The 18,102-nt window shown below is 70.3% G+C and carries 20 protein-coding genes; 11 read left to right on the plus strand and 9 right to left on the minus strand.

Annotated features, from left to right (window positions below):
- Complete coding sequence (locus ACOZ4N_RS14250; RefSeq protein ID WP_424017031.1) at positions 1-195, minus strand: hypothetical protein; 195 nt, start codon at positions 193-195, stop codon at positions 1-3.
- 187 nt (positions 196-382) lie between these two features.
- On the opposite strand from ACOZ4N_RS14250, the gene ACOZ4N_RS14255 reads away from it, so the two are divergent.
- Both ACOZ4N_RS14255 and ACOZ4N_RS14260 read left to right on the plus strand, forming a co-directional pair.
- Positions 383-1,708, plus strand: a complete 1,326-nt coding sequence (locus tag ACOZ4N_RS14255; protein WP_424017032.1) for a hypothetical protein — start codon at positions 383-385, stop codon at positions 1,706-1,708.
- Entirely contained in the window at positions 1,705-3,546 is a 1,842-nt protein-coding gene (locus ACOZ4N_RS14260) for a TraM recognition domain-containing protein (RefSeq protein ID WP_424017033.1), read from the plus strand. The genes ACOZ4N_RS14255 and ACOZ4N_RS14260 overlap by 4 nt, the downstream gene beginning before the upstream one ends.
- Here ACOZ4N_RS14260 and queC read toward each other — a convergent pair.
- From queC to ACOZ4N_RS14275, 3 genes are read right to left on the minus strand one after another with little or no spacing between them, the layout of a single operon-like run.
- Positions 3,537-4,277, minus strand: coding sequence for a 7-cyano-7-deazaguanine synthase QueC (gene queC, locus ACOZ4N_RS14265; protein WP_424017034.1), 741 nt, complete (start codon positions 4,275-4,277; stop codon positions 3,537-3,539). The genes ACOZ4N_RS14260 and queC overlap by 10 nt on opposite strands.
- A gap of 25 nt (positions 4,278-4,302) precedes the next feature.
- Entirely contained in the window at positions 4,303-5,112 is an 810-nt protein-coding gene (locus tag ACOZ4N_RS14270) for a 7-carboxy-7-deazaguanine synthase QueE (RefSeq protein WP_424017035.1), read from the minus strand.
- Positions 5,112-5,573 carry a 6-pyruvoyl trahydropterin synthase family protein gene (locus ACOZ4N_RS14275; protein WP_424017036.1) on the minus strand — a complete coding sequence of 154 codons (462 nt, stop codon included), beginning with the start codon at positions 5,571-5,573 and terminating at the stop codon, positions 5,112-5,114. Before ACOZ4N_RS14275 ends, ACOZ4N_RS14270 begins: the two co-directional genes overlap by 1 nt.
- Before the next feature lie 148 nt (positions 5,574-5,721).
- On the opposite strand from ACOZ4N_RS14275, the gene ACOZ4N_RS14280 reads away from it, so the two are divergent.
- A complete protein-coding gene (locus ACOZ4N_RS14280) occupies positions 5,722-8,694 on the plus strand; it encodes a PAS domain-containing protein (RefSeq protein WP_424017037.1) in 2,973 nt (990 codons plus the stop codon).
- A 2-nt stretch (positions 8,695-8,696) separates the two neighbouring features.
- Here the strand turns inward: ACOZ4N_RS14280 and ACOZ4N_RS14285 are convergent, their stop codons facing one another.
- Together ACOZ4N_RS14285 and ACOZ4N_RS14290 are read right to left on the minus strand one after the other, a co-directional pair.
- Positions 8,697-9,710 (minus strand): sensor histidine kinase, encoded by a 1,014-nt coding sequence (locus tag ACOZ4N_RS14285; protein WP_424017038.1) that lies wholly within the window; start codon positions 9,708-9,710, stop codon positions 8,697-8,699.
- Between the two features lie 40 nt (positions 9,711-9,750).
- Positions 9,751-10,998, minus strand: coding sequence for a hypothetical protein (locus ACOZ4N_RS14290; RefSeq protein ID WP_424017039.1), 1,248 nt, complete (start codon positions 10,996-10,998; stop codon positions 9,751-9,753).
- An 86-nt stretch (positions 10,999-11,084) separates the two neighbouring features.
- Between ACOZ4N_RS14290 and ACOZ4N_RS14295 the strand changes: the two genes are divergently transcribed.
- Positions 11,085-11,849: a hypothetical protein gene (locus ACOZ4N_RS14295; protein ID WP_424017040.1), complete on the plus strand. Its 765-nt coding sequence runs from the start codon at positions 11,085-11,087 to the stop codon at positions 11,847-11,849.
- Entirely contained in the window at positions 11,846-12,253 is a 408-nt protein-coding gene (locus tag ACOZ4N_RS14300; RefSeq protein ID WP_424017041.1) for a hypothetical protein, read from the plus strand. Before ACOZ4N_RS14295 ends, ACOZ4N_RS14300 begins: the two co-directional genes overlap by 4 nt.
- A gap of 17 nt (positions 12,254-12,270) precedes the next feature.
- Here ACOZ4N_RS14300 and ACOZ4N_RS14305 read toward each other — a convergent pair whose 3' ends face one another.
- The gene (locus ACOZ4N_RS14305) at positions 12,271-12,435 is read right to left on the minus strand and encodes a hypothetical protein (RefSeq protein ID WP_217630121.1); all 165 of its coding nucleotides are present in this window, start codon (positions 12,433-12,435) and stop codon (positions 12,271-12,273) included.
- A gap of 181 nt (positions 12,436-12,616) precedes the next feature.
- On the opposite strand from ACOZ4N_RS14305, the gene ACOZ4N_RS14310 reads away from it, so the two are divergent.
- The 5 genes from ACOZ4N_RS14310 to ACOZ4N_RS14330 all read left to right on the plus strand — a co-directional run bounded on the left by ACOZ4N_RS14310 (position 12,617) and on the right by ACOZ4N_RS14330 (position 16,410).
- Positions 12,617-13,627, plus strand: a complete 1,011-nt coding sequence (locus ACOZ4N_RS14310) for an ATP-binding cassette domain-containing protein (RefSeq protein ID WP_424019960.1) — start codon at positions 12,617-12,619, stop codon at positions 13,625-13,627.
- Positions 13,624-14,424: an ABC transporter permease gene (locus ACOZ4N_RS14315; RefSeq protein ID WP_424017042.1), complete on the plus strand. Its 801-nt coding sequence runs from the start codon at positions 13,624-13,626 to the stop codon at positions 14,422-14,424. The genes ACOZ4N_RS14310 and ACOZ4N_RS14315 overlap by 4 nt, the downstream gene beginning before the upstream one ends.
- 32 nt (positions 14,425-14,456) lie before the next feature.
- Positions 14,457-14,702: a hypothetical protein gene (locus ACOZ4N_RS14320; RefSeq protein WP_424017043.1), complete on the plus strand. Its 246-nt coding sequence runs from the start codon at positions 14,457-14,459 to the stop codon at positions 14,700-14,702.
- A 60-nt stretch (positions 14,703-14,762) separates the two neighbouring features.
- On the plus strand, positions 14,763-15,485 hold the full coding sequence (locus ACOZ4N_RS14325; RefSeq protein ID WP_424017044.1) for a hypothetical protein: 723 nt from the start codon (positions 14,763-14,765) through the stop codon (positions 15,483-15,485).
- A gap of 109 nt (positions 15,486-15,594) precedes the next feature.
- The gene (locus ACOZ4N_RS14330; RefSeq protein WP_424017045.1) at positions 15,595-16,410 is read left to right on the plus strand and encodes a hypothetical protein; all 816 of its coding nucleotides are present in this window, start codon (positions 15,595-15,597) and stop codon (positions 16,408-16,410) included.
- On the opposite strand, the gene ACOZ4N_RS14335 is transcribed toward ACOZ4N_RS14330, so the two are convergent.
- Complete coding sequence (locus tag ACOZ4N_RS14335; protein ID WP_424017046.1) at positions 16,411-16,662, minus strand: DUF7577 domain-containing protein; 252 nt, start codon at positions 16,660-16,662, stop codon at positions 16,411-16,413.
- 416 nt (positions 16,663-17,078) lie between these two features.
- Here ACOZ4N_RS14335 and thiE point away from each other — a divergent pair, with 416 nt between their 5' ends.
- Entirely contained in the window at positions 17,079-17,711 is a 633-nt protein-coding gene (gene thiE, locus ACOZ4N_RS14340; protein ID WP_424017047.1) for a thiamine phosphate synthase, read from the plus strand.
- Positions 17,712-17,751: 40 nt separating this feature from the next.
- On the opposite strand, the gene ACOZ4N_RS14345 is transcribed toward thiE, so the two are convergent.
- Positions 17,752-18,030 carry a hypothetical protein gene (locus ACOZ4N_RS14345; RefSeq protein WP_424017048.1) on the minus strand — a complete coding sequence of 93 codons (279 nt, stop codon included), beginning with the start codon at positions 18,028-18,030 and terminating at the stop codon, positions 17,752-17,754.
- Between the last annotated feature and the right edge of the window lie 72 nt (positions 18,031-18,102).

The following is an 18,102-nucleotide window of genomic DNA, read 5'->3' on the forward strand; positions in this document are numbered from 1 at the left end:
TCAGTGCCGCGCGGGGACGCGCTGTGAGGCCACGTGGTAGAGCCGGACGAGGACGACGCCGAGGACGAGCGCGCCGACGACGCCGAGCAGGACGCCGATAGCGGGGCTGACGAACTCGTAGACCGCGGCGGCGACGGCGAGATCGACCACGGACAGGGGGAGGGCACGCAGTGCGGGGCGGAGGGTCGACGGCATCACCCGAACTATCCACAGACGGTCTCATAAATCTCCTCGATTGACAAACAGGCGTTGTAGTTACCGCTTGCCTGCGCGGTTGCCACCGGTGGGTCGGACGGCACGTCTCCACCGTCGAAAGATTGAACAGACACAGCCACCTGTACTCTGGCAAGTCACCACACGGGGGGTGGCGGGGGATCGCAGGATGGGGATCAGCAACGGCATCGAGTGGCTGTTCGGCTGGCTCGGCGTCGGCCAACAGCCCTACGAGAGCTACGAGTTGACAGAGAGCGACGTATCGGCAATCGAGGACGCGGCGGCCGTCTACCGGAACTACGGCGGGGTCGTGGTACGGACGCGCCCGCCGAGAGACAGCGGCGGGATCGACGCCGCCGTCTCACTGCTCCAGACGATCCACGACGTGGAAGTCCGGCTGGGATTCGTCAACGAGAGCGACCACCACGCCCACGAGATATACAGCGACGGCGACCGGATCACGTTCAACTGGGCGGCCCCGACCGCGGACGCCGCCGACCGGTTCGACCGCCAGGTGCGCTCGTCGTACGACGGCGTCACCGTCGCGGAGATCGACCGCGCGGTCCCGGCAATCGAGGCCGGCGAGTACGCCGCCGGCGCGACCTTCGGCCTGGCGAGGGAGTTCTGGTATCCCCTCCAGTCGCCGCTGACCGCCGCCGTCGACGGGGAGGAACTGACCGATCCGTACGCCGACATCGTGGCAGACGCCGCCGGCACCGACAGGGGCGGCGGGACCGGCGACGACTGCCGCGTCCTCGTCCAGACGGTGTTCGAGCCGGCCCGTGACGCCTGGTCGCGGGGCGGTCCCTGGGGCCACGACGTGAGCGTGACCGCCTACGAACACCGGGAACCCCACCAGGAACAGAGCCTCAGCGGGGGCGTTCGGACGGTCGAGCCGACCCCGCGCGAACAGGCGGTCGGCCGCCTGATCGGCGAGCAGGCCGGCGCGCGGGGCTACTACGTGACGATGCGCGTCGTCGCCGTCGCGAGCGATCCCGAGACCGCCAGCCAGCGCGTCCGCCGGATCGCGACCGACTACGAGGCCTACACCCACCCGGCCACCGAGCAGGGCGTCGTCGCCACGCCGATCCCACCGGCGAACGTCCCCGACCTCCTCGAAGACGTGGCCGGCCGGGAGCACGAGTTCTCGGCGACGGATCGGCTCACGCGGTTGAACCCGACGAAGTTCCTCGTGACGGCCCCGGAGCTGGCCGGGCTCTGTCACCTCCCGACCGACGCGATCAACGCGCCCGCGGTCGACTGGGCCAACATGGACGCCGGCCCGGGCGTCCCGCCGGCGGCGACCCAGATGGAAGACGTGGCCACGGCCGGCACGGCCGAGGAGTCGGACGACCGGTTCCAGCCGGTCTCGGCCGCCGACGCCGACGTGAACGTGCCGCTGGACGCCGACAGCGGGCCGAACCGGGCGAGCGACGGAGCCAGCACAGAGGAACCGGGGACCGATGAGGACCGGTCCGGGGAGCGCGAGCGATGAGCGACGCGACCGATCGGTCCGAACGCGAAGCGACCGTCGAGAAGATACGGGAGGGCCTCGACGCCGTCGCGCGGGCCCTCGACGAGCGACAGCTGGCGGCCGCCGACCGCGAACCGGTCGCCCGGGCGGTGCTGTCGGTGCTGGTCGTGGGCGACCGGCTCACCGTCGATAGCGTCGCCCTGCGCCACGTCCCGCCGGACGCGGACCCGAGCGCGAGCGAACTCGCGACGACGCTGGCCGAGTTCGAAGACGCCTTCGACGCGACCGCGCTACGCGAGGGGGTCAGCGACCGCGACCTCCGGCGGCTGGCGGGCCAACTCGACGACCTCGACGAACGACTCGCCGACGCCGAGCCGTTCCCCTACGAGTTCGTCGAGACCGCGGTCGAGCGCGAACACGGCCAGCCGGTCCGGTCGCTGGGGTACCGGTCGGACGACGCCGCGGACGGGAGCCTCGCCGGGGCGACCGAATCGGTGTTCGCCGGGCCCCGCGCCCGCCGGCAGATCGAGCAGGTGCCGCGGGAGAACCCGGACGCGCCGCTGTTCGTCGGCACCGGGACCCGGGCGGGCCGGGACGCCAGCATCGAGAAGGACCACCTGTTTCGCCACCGCGCGATCTTCGGCGTCACCGGCTACGGGAAGTCGACGCTGTTGACCAACGAGTTCAAACAGCTCGTCGAGGCCGGCGCCGGCGGCTGTTTCGTCGACCCGAAAGGCGACGACAGCGAGCGCCTGGTCGAGATCCTGCCCGAGCGCCGCCTGGACGAACTGCGCTGGCTCGAGCCCGGGAGCAGCCGCGGCGCGGTCAGCGGCTTCAACTTCCTCGAACTCGACCTCGACCCGGCCGACCCGGCCTACGAGACGGCCCTGGCGGCGCTCGTCGAGGACCTGGTGGCGCTCCTGGGCGTGGACGACGCCTGGGGCCCGCGCCTCGACCGACTGGTCAGCGAGACCGTCACCGCGGTGAACGCGCACAACCGGGCGCGGCCCGACGAACCGGACCTGACGCTGGTCGATTTCGCGGAGTTGCTCGTCGATCCGGCGGCCCGGGAGCGGTTCGCCGAGCGCGTGGCGGCCGCCGGCGTCGACCTCGATCCCGACTACACGGAGCGGTTCGGCGAGGTCCCCGAGGCGACGCGGACGGCGGTGCGGGAGGCGCTGGTGCCCTGGATCGAGAACCCGATCACCCGCCGGCTGGTCGCCGCCCGGGAATCCGGGATCAGCGTGCCCCGCGCGGTCGCCGACGGGGAGATCCTGCTCGTGCGGATGGGCGGCGAGCCCAAGGCGCTGAAACGGAAGCTCTCGATGGCGGTCCTGCGCCGGATCTGGAGCGCGATCCGGGCCCGCGCCGAACGGGACCGCCGGGATCGGGACCCGTTCTACCTGTTCTGTGACGAGTTCGACAACGTGGCGCTGGCCGACGAGACGATCACCGCGATGCTTAGCGAGAGCCGGAGTTACCGTCTCTCGCTGACCTTCTGCACCCAGTATCCCGGCCAGCTCCCGGCGTCGGTCGTCGAGGGGATGGTCTCGAACTGCGACACGGTGGTCTCGTTCAACCCGGGCTCGCGCCGGCAGGCCGAGACCTACAACAGTCAACTCGGCGTGGACGTGGACACCCTCACGGGCGAGTCCAACTACCACGTCTGGCTCCGGACGACGCTCTCGGAGTCGATGGAGCGGTCGGCGGCGTTCCGGGTGTACACGCACCCACCGTTCCCGCCGGTGCGGACCCGGGACGAGCGCGACCGGCTCGTCGAGCGGGCGCTCGCCCGCGACGGCTGGGTCCCCGCCGACGACCCGGCGGCCAGCCGTCTCGACGGCGGCGATCAGGCGTAGTCGGGTCGCTCGGCGTAGTCGATGGGGTCCCGGACGCCGCAGTTCTGGAACGCTTCCAGCCGGAAGGCACAGGCGTCGCAGGTGCCACAGGCCGGCGCGTCGTCGCGGTAACAGCTCCAGGTCAGGTCGTAGGGGACGCCCAGGTCCAGGCCGCGCTCGGCGATGTCCGTCTTGGACCACTCGACGAACGGCGCGACGAGGTCGATCTCGGTGTCGGGTTTCGTGCCGGCGTCGATCAGGGCCTGAAAGGCGTCGAAGAAGGCGGGTCGGCAGTCGGGGTAGCCCGAGAAGTCCTCGCTGTGGGCACCGATGAACACGGCCTCGCAGTCGTTGGCTTCGGCGTAGGAGACGGCCATCGAGAGCAGGTTCGCGTTCCGGAACGGGACGTAGGAGGTCGGAATCTCGTCGCTGTCGGGGTCGGCGTCGGCGACCGCGATCCCGTCGTCGGTCAGACTGGACGCGCCGATGGCCGCGAGGTGGCCCGTCTCGACGTGGAGGAAGTCCGGAGCGTCGATCTCGGCGGCCAGCGCCTCGGCGCACTCGCGCTCTTTGGCCTCGGTCTCCTGGCCGTAGGAGGTGTGCAGGAGGTAGGGGTCGTAGCCGCGGTCGATGGCCTCGTAGACGGCGGTCGCGCTGTCCATGCCGCCCGAGACGAGGATCACGGCGCGGCGGTCGCTGTCGTCGGTCGATGCGTCGGCGGTCGAGTCGTCGGCTGGCGTGTCTTCGGTCATGGGTCGATGAGTCGGTCGGTTCGAGTCAGGTTCCGGGCGCGTCGTTCCAGAGGTCGACGTGGAGCCGTGGGGTGTAGCGATACCCCCGATCCAGCGCCAGCTCGGCGACGGTCTCGCGCGTCCCGTCGAGTGTCTCGCGGGTCGTCCCCTCGGGCATCAACAGCACGTCGGTGTCGGCGACGGTGGCGCTGGCGGCGTCGCGGACGCGCTCGACGAGTCGGTCGATCTCGGGCATATCGTCGGGGCCAGTGACGACGAACTTCAACTGGGTGTCGTAGGTCTCGACGAGCCGGGCCAGTACGTCCAGGTCGAGGCGGTCGGCCTCGTGGCGCTCGGCGGCCGCGGCGTCGACCGGTTCGCCGTCGGGGCGCGGTGACCCGTCTTCGACCAGCTCGGCCGAGGGGGTACTGCTGGCCAGTTTCGGGCTGACGCTGGCGAGGTCGATGGGAGCGTCCCGGTAGATCGTCCCGTTGGTCTCGACGGTGGTGTGATAGCCCGCCGCGTCGAGGCGGTCGAGCAGGGACACCGACTCGTCGTGGAGCAGGGGTTCACCGCCCGTCAGGACGACGTGCTCGGCCCCGTAGGTCTCGACCTCGGCGACGATCTCGTCCAGGTCGAGCCAGGCGTGGGACGGCTCCCAGGAGGTGTGATAGGAGTCACAGAACCAGCACCGGAGGTTACAGCCGCTGGTGCGGACGAACACCGAGGGGACGCCCGCGAGACGGCCCTCGCCCTGCAACGAGTGGAACAGTTCGTTGATCGGGAGGGCGTCCTCGGCGGGCGCGTCGGACTCGCCGTCGCGGGCCAGGTCCTCGGGATCGGCGTCGACCGGCATCAGTAACTCGCACAGAGTTCGCCGGTCTCGGCCACCTCGACGGCCACGTCCGAGACCGTCTCGGGGAGGCGGTCGTCGAGTCGGCGTTCGAGGACGACGCTCATCACCTCGGCCGTCGGCGGGTGATCGAGGACGACCAGGGCGTCGCCGTCGCCGCTGGCCTCGAACGCCTCGACCAGCGGATCACCCCGTTCGACGAGGAAGCGGTGATCCCACTCGTCGATCACCTGGGTAATATCACCCTTGTCGACGACCCACCCTTCATCGGTCAACTCGCCGGTCACGGCGACGCTGACCTCGTAGTTGTGGCCGTGTGGTCGCGAACACTTTCCGTCGTGATGCCGGATGCGATGGCCCGTACTGATGCGGATCGGTCGGTCTCGGCCGACGTGGAGCGTCCGCTCGCCCGCGTCCGTGAGAGCGTCGGTGTCCGGTTGCTCCCGTGTGGCGCTGTCGGTCATACTCCAGGATTATCCGGCGAATACAAAAAGCTACCTTCCGCGATCAGTCGGCGGCCAGTGGCGGCGTCCAGCCGGAGCCCCGAGAATTCGGTATCAATTGTGGTAACGGCGGCGAACGCTGATGTACGTCCGGCCATTGTATTCGGTAATGACGGTGCCGGAGTCGGTATCACGCGAAATACTCCCGGACGCGGTCGTCTACTACGACGAGCGCTATCCGGTGGCGGCCGAGGCGTTGCGGCGCGGACTCCGGTCGTTGTCGTCGCTGTCGGTCGAGCAGTTCGAGCCACTCGACGGCCAGTCCCCCGAACCGGTGGACGGGCAGTTGACGCTGGTGTTCACCGAGACGGTTCCGGAGCAGGACGGGTTGGCAGACCAGCCCGCCATCTGGGTCACGACGACGGCGGACGTGGTGACGGCCGGCATCGAACGCGGCGCGACGGCCGTGTTCAACTGGGAGCCCGCGGACGGCTGGGAGATGCTGGAGGCGAAACTCCACCATCGGCTCGACGAGCGCACGTCGGCGGCGACGGGGGAGCCAGCGGTGCCCGAACAGGCGCTCCAGCGGATCAGCGACGGCGTGCTGGCGCTGGACGACGGGTTCCGGATCACCTATCTGAACAACGCGATGGCGTCGGTCCTGCGGGACGTGGACGGCGACGTTCGCGGCGACCCCCTCTGGGAGCACCTCTCACCTGACGTGGCCGAGCGGCTCCGTCCGGCCCTGGAACGGGCGATGGACGAGGGCGCGACCGTCACGACGGAGTTCCAGACGGCGGCGACCGACCAGTGGTTCGAGGTGACCGCCTACCCGTCGGCGGAGGGGCTGTCGCTGTACGGGCGGGAAGTGACCGAACGCAAGGAGCGCGAGACCCAGCAGGCACGCTACGAACACCTCGTGGAGACGGTCGGCGACGCCGTCTACATCCTCGATCCGGCGGGCCGGTTCACCTTCGTCAACGACGCGCTCTGTGAGATGACGGGCTACGACCGCGAGGAACTGCTGGGCTCGTCGGTCCACATCATCAAGGACGACGAGACCGTCGCGGAGGCCGAGGACGCCCTCCGGGACCTGCTCCGGAAACAGGCTGACCACGATGGAATGCCCATCGCCAAACTCGACGTGGAACTGGTCACCAGCGACGGCGAGCGCATCCCGGCGACCGACCGGATGACCCTCCGCCCCCTCTCCGAGGACGGCGAGTTCACCGGGACCGTCGGCACCCTCCGGGACATCAGCCGCCAGCGCCGCCGGCAGGACATCCTCAGCGGCATCCTCGAGAGCACGCAGGACATGATGGCCGCGACCACGACCGACGAGGTGGCCCAGCTGGTCGTCGAAACCATCCGTGAGGTCTTCGAGTTCGATCTCGCCGCCGTCCGCGAACACGACGCCGAGACCGACCAGCTGGTCCCGGTGGCCACCTCCGACGGGCTGGCGGACGTGATGGGCGAGCGACCCGCTTACCGTCCCGACGAGGGGCCGGTCGGGACCGCCTACACCGAGGACCGACTGGTCGTCCGGGAGGACCTCGGGGACCGGGCGGACGACGACCGCGGCGGGATCGAGATCGGCGGCTACTGTCCGCTGGGCGAGGGGCGCACGCTCAGCTTCGGCTCCTGCGACGACGCGGGGTTCACCGACGACGAACTCCGGCTGGTGGAACTGCTCGCCGAGACCGCCGCCGCGGCCTTCGAGATGGTCACCCGGGAGGAGGAACTCCAGCGCTACGAGGCCGTCGTCGAGGCCGCCGAGGACAAGCTGTTCACGCTCGATGCGGACGGGACGATCACGCTCGCCACCGACCAGTTCGCGGCCGCGGTCGGCTACGACCGCGAGACGCTGACCGGCCACGATATCGCGGAGTTCGTCCCCGAGGAGATCGCCGCCGAGGTCGGCGACCTGGACCGACCGAGCGACGTGGAGACCGACCTCCGGAGCCGGGACGGTGACCGCCTCCCCAGCCGGATCCGGACGGCCCGGTTCTCCAGTGCCTACGGGGACGGCGTCGTCGGCACGGTCAGGGACCTCTCGGCGTTGCGCTCGGCCCAGCAGGCCGCCTCGCGCAACCGCCAGCGGTTCACCGAACTGTTCGAGACGCTGTCCGATCCGGTCGCGGACGTGGAGTACGGCGACGACGGCGCGGTCGTCAGCCGGGCCAACGCCGCCTTCGCCGCGCTCTGTGACGAGACCGAGCGCTACCTCACCGACCGCCCGCTGGCGGACGTGCGGACGGCGCTGCCCGAGGGCATCGCCGAGGCCATGGCCCCCGTCACGACGCCGGGTGCGAGCGTCGAGCGCGAGGTGACGACCCAGACCGGCACCGAGCGCAAGCAGTACATCCTGAAGACGGTGCCCTACGAGAGTGCCGACGGCGAACGGGCCTTCGTCGTCCTGACCGACGTGACCGACCTGGCCCAGCGCGAGACCCACCTGCAGGTCCTCCACCGCCTGCTCCGGCACAACCTCCGCAACGAGACCACCGTCATCCAGGGGTACGCCGAGACGCTCCTGCAGACCGACACCGACGATCAGGTCGACGAGTTCGCCCGGCGGATCTTCGAGGCGAGTTCGTCGCTGGTCGAGGCCTCCGACACCGCCCGGACGATCCAGCGCGTCCTCCGGATGGACGGCGACGAAGTGGCCTCGGTCCCCGTCGAGGAGGCCAGCGCACAGATCCGGGAGGACGTCCTCGGCGGCTACCCCGAGGCCGACCTCACGACCGCGACCGACGGCACCGTCGCCTTTAGCCACCACCTGCTGGTCGGAATCGAGGAACTCGTGGACAACGCCGTGAAGCACGGCTCCACGAGCAACCGGAACTCCGGGAGTTCCGGTGACGCGGTGGAGCACAGCGGCGAGGAGACACCCGAAGTCGGGGTCGAACTCGCGGACGGGCCGGAGCCCGACACCGTCACCATCCGTGTCAGCGACGACGGCCCCGGGATTCCCGAATCCGAGTGGAACGTCGTGGCTGGCGAGCAGGAGATCACCCAGCTCCAGCACACCCAGGGACTGGGCCTCTGGCTCGTGCGCTGGGTCGTCGACAAACACAGCGGCGACCTGACGCTCGAAGAACGCGAGGACGGCACGACCGTCGCGATCACGCTCCCGCGGTGACCTCAGGCGAACTCGACGCCCGCGAAGGCGAACCGTGCGCCCGTTTCGTCCCCGTCCCGGTCGGTCGTCGTGACCGACCAGCCGTGTGCCTTCGCGATCTCGGCGACGATAGCCAGTCCGATGCCGGAGCCGCCCTCCTCGCCGGACTCGCCCGGCTCGAACAGCCAGTCACGGTCGCCGTCGGGGAGTCCGGGGCCGTCGTCGGCGACGACGAAGCCGTCGTCGGTGGTGTCGACCCGGATCGAGAGCGGTCCGTCGCCGTGTTCGACCGAATTGCGAAAGAGGTTCTCGAAGAGTTGCCGGAGTCGGCGGGGGTCGGCGACGATTTCGCGGTCGGTCGCGACGGTGAGGGTCGCGTCGCCGGTCTCGACGGTCGACCAGGCATCGTAGGCGACGGCGTCGAGCGAGACCGGTTCGGCCTCGCCGACCATGTCGCCCTCCCGGGCCAGCGTCAGGAGGTCCTCGATGAGGATCTCCATCCGGGAGAGGGCGCTGTCGATCATCTCCAGTTCGTCGCTGTCGCCGTCGGCGCGCAGGAGTTCGAGGTAGGAGTGGGCGACGTTCAGCGGGTTGCGGAGGTCGTGGGCGACGATGCCGGCGAAGGTGTCCAGACGCTCGTTTCGCTCCTCGAGTTCGCGCTCGCGGGCGCGAAGTTCCGAGCGGTCCCGGATCGTCCCGAAGTTGTACGGCGTGCCGTCGATCCGGCGGCGGGTCGTCACCGTCGAGACCGGGACCGTCAGCTCGCCCACCGCGTGTTCGGTGTCCGCGGTCCGGGTCTCGCCCTCCGAGAAGGAGTCCCAGTAGTCCTCGAACCGGTCGGCTTCGAGTTCGGTCGCGACCGCCCAGACGGGTCGGCCGACGAGGTCCTCACGCGTCGTTTCCAGCAGGTCCGCGTACGCGGCGTTGACGTACCGGAACACCCCCTCCGCGTCGTAGATCGCGACGCCGACGCCGACCGCCTCCACCATCTCCTCGAAGACGGCCGGGTCGAGGTCGCCCGAGTAGGAACTGCACATACGGTCGAATCGATTCGGAGCCACATTAGTTGCCCGACCGCTACCGGAACCGCGAGAGGGGGTCCCGGAGCGCCCACGTCTCGCCCTCGGGGTCGAGGTTCGACGGTTCCACACCGGTTTCGGTCACGAGCCCGGCGTGGTACAGCATCGTCTTCAGCTGGAACACCGTCGGCGAGTGGTACACCCCGCCGTCGGTGAGTGCCTCGGGCCGGAGGTCACCCTCGGCCGTGAGGACCCGCTGGCGCACGTCGTCGGTCCCCCGGAGGAACAACTCGACGGTGAACGTCGGGTGGGTCTCGTGACAGTACTCGACCAGTTCGACCAGTGACGGCTCGGGCTGGCCGTCGTCGGCCAGCCGCTGGAGCCGGTCGACCAGCAGTTGCGTCGCGGGGTACTGGTACACCACGCGGCGGGTGAGCTGGCCCCAGCGCGGCGCGAGGTCGCAGAACCGCTTTCGCGAGCGTTTCCACTCGCGGAACTGGTCGAGCGCCGCGTCGACGCTCCCGTACTCCCGGAGGCCGAAGCGGACGGCTTCCTCGCCCAGCGGCGTCAGCCGCGGGCCGTCGGGGCGGTCCTCGATCAGGTCGAGGAAGGCCGCGCCGACCCGGGCCGCGTCGGTCGCGCCGACGACCCGCTCGGCCAGCACCGTCTCGGTGTCTCCCTCGTGGACCAGCGCCAGCGGGTAGGCGAGGTAGTTCTTCGGGTGGTTCAGCCCGAAGTTCCGGTCGGCGACCCCCTGGGCGCTGGCCTGGAAGCGGATGGCGTCGGCCTCGCCGGTCGGCCGCGCGCCCACGACGCGGGGTCGGATCTCGGGCGAGACCGTGCCGTCTTCCGCGACGGCCAGAATCCCGACGTTCACCTCCCGTGCCAGCGTCCGCGCCGACTGCGGGATCGACCCCGCCGGCGCGGCGACCATGGCGACGTTGGCCTCGTCCAGTCGGTCGTAGGCCTGGACGATGCCCCGCTCCACGTCGGCGGTTCCCGTCGCCGTCCGGCCCTTGGCCTCGACGGCCAGCAGTGGCGGGTGATCGCCCACGCGGTCGACGGCCAGGAGGTCGTTTTCGAGCGCGGGGACACCAACCAGATCGGGATACCCCGACCCCACCTGAACGTGGTTGAACGGGGCGAGCAGGTCCTGCACGTCGGGGTCGATGCGGCGGTCGTCGATCCAGCGGTCCTGTGCGAACTGGGTGTCGACGACGGCGTAGGCGTCGGTGCCGTCCTCGGGGAACAGGCGCGCCTTCGCGCCCGCGAGGACGTGCGGTTCCGTCAGCGCCGCGGTTGCCATGGCTGGCCTTCGGCGAGTTCCGACTTGAAGACTGGGACCGCGATGCCGCACACAACGTTTGTGTCGACCCGGCCCCTGGATAGGGTATGTCGACTGCCGACGACCACCGGGAACGGGCCGTCGCCGCGCTCGCCGAGCGGGAGTACGAACGGGCTGGCGACGCGTTCACGCGAGCGGCGTGGGCGCGCCTGGCGAACCCACGGGAGGGACAGGACCCGTTCGCGGCCGACGAGAACGGCTGGGTCGGGAAGGGGCTCGCGTCGTTCGTCGTCGGCGCGCTCGCCTATCGCGTCGCGGGCCGGCCCGAGCGGGCCACCCACCGCGGCGTCGAGGGGGTCGCGGTCGCCCGCGATCTCGACCGGGCGCTCGATCACCCCGTCCAGCGCGCCTGTCTCGACGAGTTCGTGGCGGACTGCCGGGTCGCGGGCGGGCTGGACGACGCCGCCACGGCCTACGGCGAGGCCGCCGAGACCTACGAGGCGGCGGGCGAGACGGTCGAGAGCCCCCAGCGCTGGGGGACGACGCCGCTGTTCGAGGCCGCCGCCGCGCCGCTCCAGCAGGCGGCCCGGAGCGTGGCCGACGGCGAGATCGCCATCGCCTGGGAGGACCTCCACGGCCCGGACCCCTCGAACCCGGGGCAGTTCCTCGCCCACCGGGCGCGGTACAAGCGCCAGCGGTTCCCGGAACTCGTCGAGCGCGTCGTCGCCGACGGCCACCTGGCCGCGCCCCGGGGCACCACCGAGTACGGCAACGCGAACTACCGCTGTCCGGCCTGTGACGCGACGGACGTGAACTGGGTCGCCGGCCACACGCTCTGTCTGCGGTGTTCGACGCCGATGGCCGACCAGTGACCGACGCGCCGTCGCCCGAACCCGCTACGCTCCGGCGCGACGGTCCGCTCGCCGGCGGCGCGCTGACGGCGCTGCTCGTCGTCGGTACCCTGATCGGCGACGGCGGGCTCTTTCTCGATCCGCGGGCCGTCGTCGTCGGCGTCGGCGGTGCGCTCGCCATCGAGGCGGCCTTCCTCCGCTACCCCGGGCGACTGCTCGGACTGTGGGCGCGGCCAGCGGTGGCGCTCGCTGGCGTCGGTGCGGTGGCCGGTCTCGGCGTGCTGGCGCTGTGGGCCGCCCCGTGGCTCCTGGGGGCGCTGGCGTGGGGACTGGTGACCTACCTCGGCCTGCTGGCCTGTGTTCTGCTCGGAGTCGGGAACCCGCTGGCGGCGCTCCCGGGGCTGGGCGGTCGGAGTGAAGACTGAAAACCGCTACGAGATCCTCAGGAGAGGTCCGGGACGACGGGTGCGTCGCGTTCCGCGAGTACCACTTTGCCGTTCGATGCCGTCGTCGCGCGCCCGCCGTCGGGCTGGACGCGTCGCGTGGGCGTCTCCGGAACCATCGGGGCTGGTCGACCGTCGGCGTCTGTCCGCTGTCGAGCTGTCATTGTGGTACTCACGGACTTCCGTCCGTACCCAACCCTGCGACACCCAGGATCTTAAACCTCATGGTCTTTCATTACGTTAGTGAGTCACTACCACACGGCGGGCTCCTTTTCTTCGTCCCACACGTACAGCGCTTCAGTGACCAGCCGACAGGGGACGGCCGGGGTCCAGCCCCGGCCGGACGTGACGAGCGACGGCGAGCGAAGCCGGGACGGCGACGTGCCAGCGGCCATCGCCGTCGAGGGGCTCACGAAGCGGTTCGGGAGCGGCGAGGACGCCGTGACGGCGGTCGACGACGTGTCGCTCCGGATCGAACCCGGCTCGGTCGTCGGCCTGCTCGGCCCCAACGGCGCGGGGAAGACGACGACGATCAAGTCGATCCTGGGGATGGTGTTGCCCGACGCGGGCACCGTTCGGGTCCAGGGGATCGACGTGGCCGAGGACCCCCGGCGGGCCTACGCCCGCGTCGACGCGATGCTGGAGGGCGCGCGCAACGACTACTGGCGGCTCACCGTCCGGGAGAACCTGCGCTACTTCGCCACCATCGGCGGGGTCGCTCCCGACTCCGTGGCCGACCGCCACGACCGCCTGCTCGACCAGTTCGGCCTCGCGGAGAAGGCCGACGAACCGGTCCGGAACCTCTCGCGGGGCATGAAACAGAAGGTGTCGCTGGCCAGCGTCCTCGCCAGCGACGCCGACGTGGTCTTTCTCGACGAGCCCACGCTGGGGCTGGACGTGGAGAGTTCGCTGACCCTGCGCCGGGAACTCCGGCGGATCGTCGAGGAACGCGGCCTGACCGCCATCATCAGCAGTCACGACATGGACGTGATCGAGGCCGTCTGTGATCGGGTCGTCATCATGAACGACGGGCAGGTTGTGGCCGACGACACCGTGGCGAACCTCCGGCAGGGCTTCGAGACCAGCGCGTTCCGGCTCACCAGCCCCGACCTCGACGCCGACACGCTCGCGACCGTCCGCGACCGCTTCGACGTGACCGACGCGACGACCCGAGAGGGAACCACGACGGTCGAAGTCGCGACCGACAGCGACGGGTTCTACGACCTGACCGCCCTGCTCCGGGAGCGGAACGTCACCCTCGCCAGCGTCGCGACGGTCGAACCGAATCTGGAGGACGTGTTCGTCGAGTTGACCGGCGAGAGCGAACCCGGGCACAATGGCGGTGACTCCCGGTGAGCGACGCCCCCGCCGAGAGCCGCCCCGCCGGCTACCTCGATCTCGCCAAAGCGGTCCTCTACCGGGAGTACCTGATCTTCGTCCGCTATCCCGCCAACGCCGCCGGGGGCCTCGTCTTCTCGCTGGTCTTTTTCGCCCTGCTCTTTTACGGCGGGCGGATGCTCGCCGGCCAGGCGCTCACCGACTCCATCGAGGGCATCGTCGTCGGCTACTTCCTGTGGACCCTCTCGGTCGGCGCGTACTCCTCGATCTCCAACGACATCGGCAGCGAGGTCCAGTGGGGCACCCTCGAACGGCACATCATGACCCCGTTCGGGTTCGCCCCCGTCGCCCTGCTCAAGGGCGTCGCGAAGGTCGTCCGCACCTTCCTGATCTCGTCGGTGATCCTCGCGGTCATGCTCGTGATTACGGGGACGACACTCCAGTTGAACCTCCTGACGACCGTCGTCGTCGCCGTCCTGAGCATCACCTCCGTGCTGGGCCTGGGCTTCGCCGCCGGCGGCGTCTCCGTTCTCTACAAACGCATCGGCAACTGGCTCAACCTCCTCCAGTTCGGCTTCATCGTCCTGATTTCCGCCCCCGCCTTCGATCTCGGCTGGACCCGCTTCCTGCCGCTGGCCCAGGGGAGCGCGCTCCTCCAGCGGGCCATGATCGACGGCACTCGCCTCTGGGACTTCCCAGTGGTCGACCTGGCCGTGCTGGTCGGCACCGCCGTCGGCTACCTCGCGCTGGGCTACCTGATCTTCCAGCGCGCGACCCGTCGGGCGCGACGGCTGGGCGTCCTGGGCGACTACTGAGAGGTTTTGTGCCGGCGACCCCAACACCGCGTGTGAACCACGACCGTATCCACGCCCGCGAGCCGAGCCACGACCACGACCGGTGGGCGACCGGCCGGATCACCGCCCTCGACGAGCGGGACGGCCACTGCGTGGTCACCGTCGACGACGACGGCACCGCCGTCGACCTGCACGTCACCCTCGCCGTCCGAGACCTGTTCGTCTCCCGCCTCGACGTCCCCGCCGACGACTCGCCCGTCGGCGAACGGGTCTGGTACCGGAAGAAAAGCGACCGCTGAACCGGGCCCCCGACCGCCGGGAACACAGCCGTTATCCCCACCGCCCCCCTCCCGTCGGTGATGACCGGCTGGCCCGACATCGATATCACGGACGCCGAGGCAGTGGCCGACCGCCGCGACGAGGTGGTGGCCGCAGTTCGCGACCACACGGGGCAGATCGCCTACGCTCTCGCCCGCCTCCAGGGCGGTGACTACGGCCAGCGGACCGTCGACACCGACGGCGGCGCGTGGACGGTCAAGTACGAGGCCGGCGATCTGGAGTACCTCCGGTTCGACCCGAAGTCGGGGAGCGAGGTCTACGTGGTCTCGACGAAACGACCACCCGAACCCGAACCGCTGGCGACCGCACTGGCCGACTACGACGCCTTCGTCGCCGCGTTCGACGACTACGTCACGAGCCTCGAAGGCGTCCTCGACGATTCGCCCACCGAGTTCCCCGACCCCGCGCCCGTGGACGGCGTCGTCGCCGAGCGCGACCGCATCGTCGGCGCGATCCGTGACACCTGCGACGCCATCGCCCACGCCCTCCGCCGGTACGAGGGCGGCGACTACGGCACCTTCGCCACCCGCGTCGACGGCACCCGCTGGGAACTCAAGTGGGACGAGGACGGCACCTCCTACCTCCGCGTCGGCGGCGAGGGCGGCATCTACCTGCTCTCCCAGTACGCCCCGCCGGCCGCGCCCGACCTCCGGGAGTACGCGCCCCAGTTCTCCGGCTTCGTCGAAGCCTACAACGAGTACGTCGACGAGCTCGAATCCGACCTCGCGACCGTCACGCTGTGAGCGGCGCAATCATCCTGCCGGCCGTCCGGGAGGAGTTCGTTTCGGAGCCAGTTTCGGGAAACTGGGAACGAACGATCCGTTCTTTGCCGTCCGACCCGAGTGAACAGACATGCCCCCTGCACAGACCGATCCGGCCGCGACACTGACGGTCGCACGCTATCTCGGCTATCTGACCGTCGTGGCCGCCGCCGGCTGTTTGCTCTGGTATCTCAGGCAGTACGCGCGGCAGATCCTGGCCGGCCCGTACCGCGAGCGGTGGCGCTACCTCGCCGTCGGCGTCGGCGCGGCCGCCGTCTACGGCCTCGCGGGCATCGCCGAAACCGCCGGCGTCGCCCCCGCGGGCTCCTTCCGCCGTGGGGCGACCCTGTTCGTGTTCCTCTTTGCCGCCATCGGTGTGCGGGCCATCCACCGCTCGGTCGGCGGCCCGTCGCTGGTCAGTGACGACACGCTCCAGTGGGTCGGCCCGACCGTCGTCGCCGGTTTCGTCGCCGCCTGGTGGCTGGCCTACCTGTTCGCCAGCGCCACCGCCGTCGCCGGCCTGGAAGTCGTCGGCCTCCTGCTGGCCACCGCCTACACCCTCTACCACGCCGTCGGCACCGTCCGCACCGAGGAAGGGACCAGCATCGCCGCGTTCACCCGCCAGTTCACACCCGCCCTGCTCGCGTTCGCCGTCGTCGCCGTCGCCGACCACACCGTCGCGCTCTCGCTCCCCGGCGCACCGCTGGGCGACGGCCTCGCCCTCGTCGGCACCGTACTCGCCGGAGCCTTCCTGTTCACCACCGCCGTCGCCATCCGACAGCAGGGCGGCGAAGTGCAGCGCCTCTACGACCCGACGACCTGGCGACGGGCCGGTGATGACGGGCCAGCGTCGCGGGACAAACCAGCCGAGGACCCACCGGCGAACGAACAGCCCGCCGACGACTGATCAGCACAGCGGCGTCTCACACTGCCGGCAGAACGAGAAGGTCGGCTCGTTCGCCGTCCCGCAGTTCAGACACGCCACCTCGTCGTCGGACTCCCCGAGCGCGAGGTCGAGGTGTGACCCCTCGCGGGACTCGGCGCGAGCAGTTCCGTAGGCACTGGTCTCCGACAGCAAAGAGTCCTCGTGGTGCCACCCCCGGTAGAGATACGGGACGACACCGAGCGTCGCCACGGCGACCCAGACGAACGCGCTCATGTCTATCCCGAGTCGATTCTCGCTTCAAAACGCGTCGGTTCCCGCCGATATTGCGACGGGATGGCAGGCCACAGCAGGGCCACAGACGGGGCGCTGTCGGTTGCGGAGAGGCGAAGACACTCGGCGCTCCTCGATGGTCGGTCGCGAAGGAATAGTCCCCACAGGATTCGAACCTGTGTCGAAGCCCCCAGAAGGCTTCAGGATTGGCCACTACCCCAGGGGACTGGCCGTCTCCCGTCGAACCCCCAGACGGGGGCGTGTGAACGGGCTATCACGTGCTTGGCTACAGCCGGTAATATGTGTTGCGGAGTCGACCAGCCCCAAGACTTGTCACCAACCCCCGAGCGGGCGGCGATCCAGGGGTCACCCGCCACCGAACCCAATCCACATCCCATCGGCGCACCGAGGACACAGCCATGAACCTCGACACGTACCTCGTGACCGCCGAGGCGATCTCGGCGGGCCGCTCGACGGTCGAGATCGTCGAAGGGGCCATCGACGGGGGGATCGACGTGGTACAGCTCCGGGAGAAGGAGATGCCCGCACGGGACCGCTACGACCTCGGGCTGGAACTCCGGGAGCTGACCCGCGACGCGGACGTGCCGCTGATCGTCAACGACCGGGTCGACCTCGCTGCGGCCGTCGACGCCGACGGCGTCCATCTCGGCGACGCGGACCTGCCGATCTCCGTGGCCCGCGACCGGCTGGGCGAGGACGCCATCGTCGGCCGGTCGGTCTCGACGCCCGAGGCGGCCCGCGAGGCCGAGCGGGCGGGGGCGGACTACCTCGGCGTCGGCGCGGTGTACCCGACGGACTCGAAGGACACCGACCCCGAGGGGACCGAGATCGGTCTCGACCGGATTCGGGCGGTAGCCGAGGCGGTCGAGATCCCCTTCGTCGGTATCGGCGGCGTGAAACCGGACAACGCCGCAGCGGTGATCGAGGCCGGGGCCGACGGCGTGGCGGTCATCTCGGCGATCACGGCCGCCGACGACCCCGCGGCGGCGACCCGCGAACTCGGCGCGGCGGTCGAGCGCGGCCGCGAGTGACTCTGCGCGGTCCCATCGCGGGTGGCGGCGACGAAAGCGATCAGTCCTCGGCGGGTTCCATCTCGAAGTCGTCGAGCGTGTGGCCGTGGCGGACGAGTCGCTCGGCGACGAACAGCTTCTTCGTGCGGTCGAGTCGGGCCCAGTCCAGCTCGGCCGGTGGGTCGGCCTCGAACTGCTCGAACTGGGCCAGAACGGTCCCGTTGACGAAGCGTGCGAACTCGTCGCAGGTATCGCAGGTCCGCGAGAGGTGGGACACGTCGAAGGGGCGAGTCACCTCGCGGTCGAGGCAGTTCAGACAGCGGTAGGCCTGCTCGGTCACGACCCGACTAGGGCTCCCACTCGCTAGTACCTGTGGGTCGACGGAACGGGACGGTGGGGCGGCGGTGCGCCG

Source organism: Halorientalis pallida (assembly GCF_049605515.1).
GTDB lineage: Archaea > Halobacteriota > Halobacteria > Halobacteriales > Haloarculaceae > Halorientalis > Halorientalis pallida_A.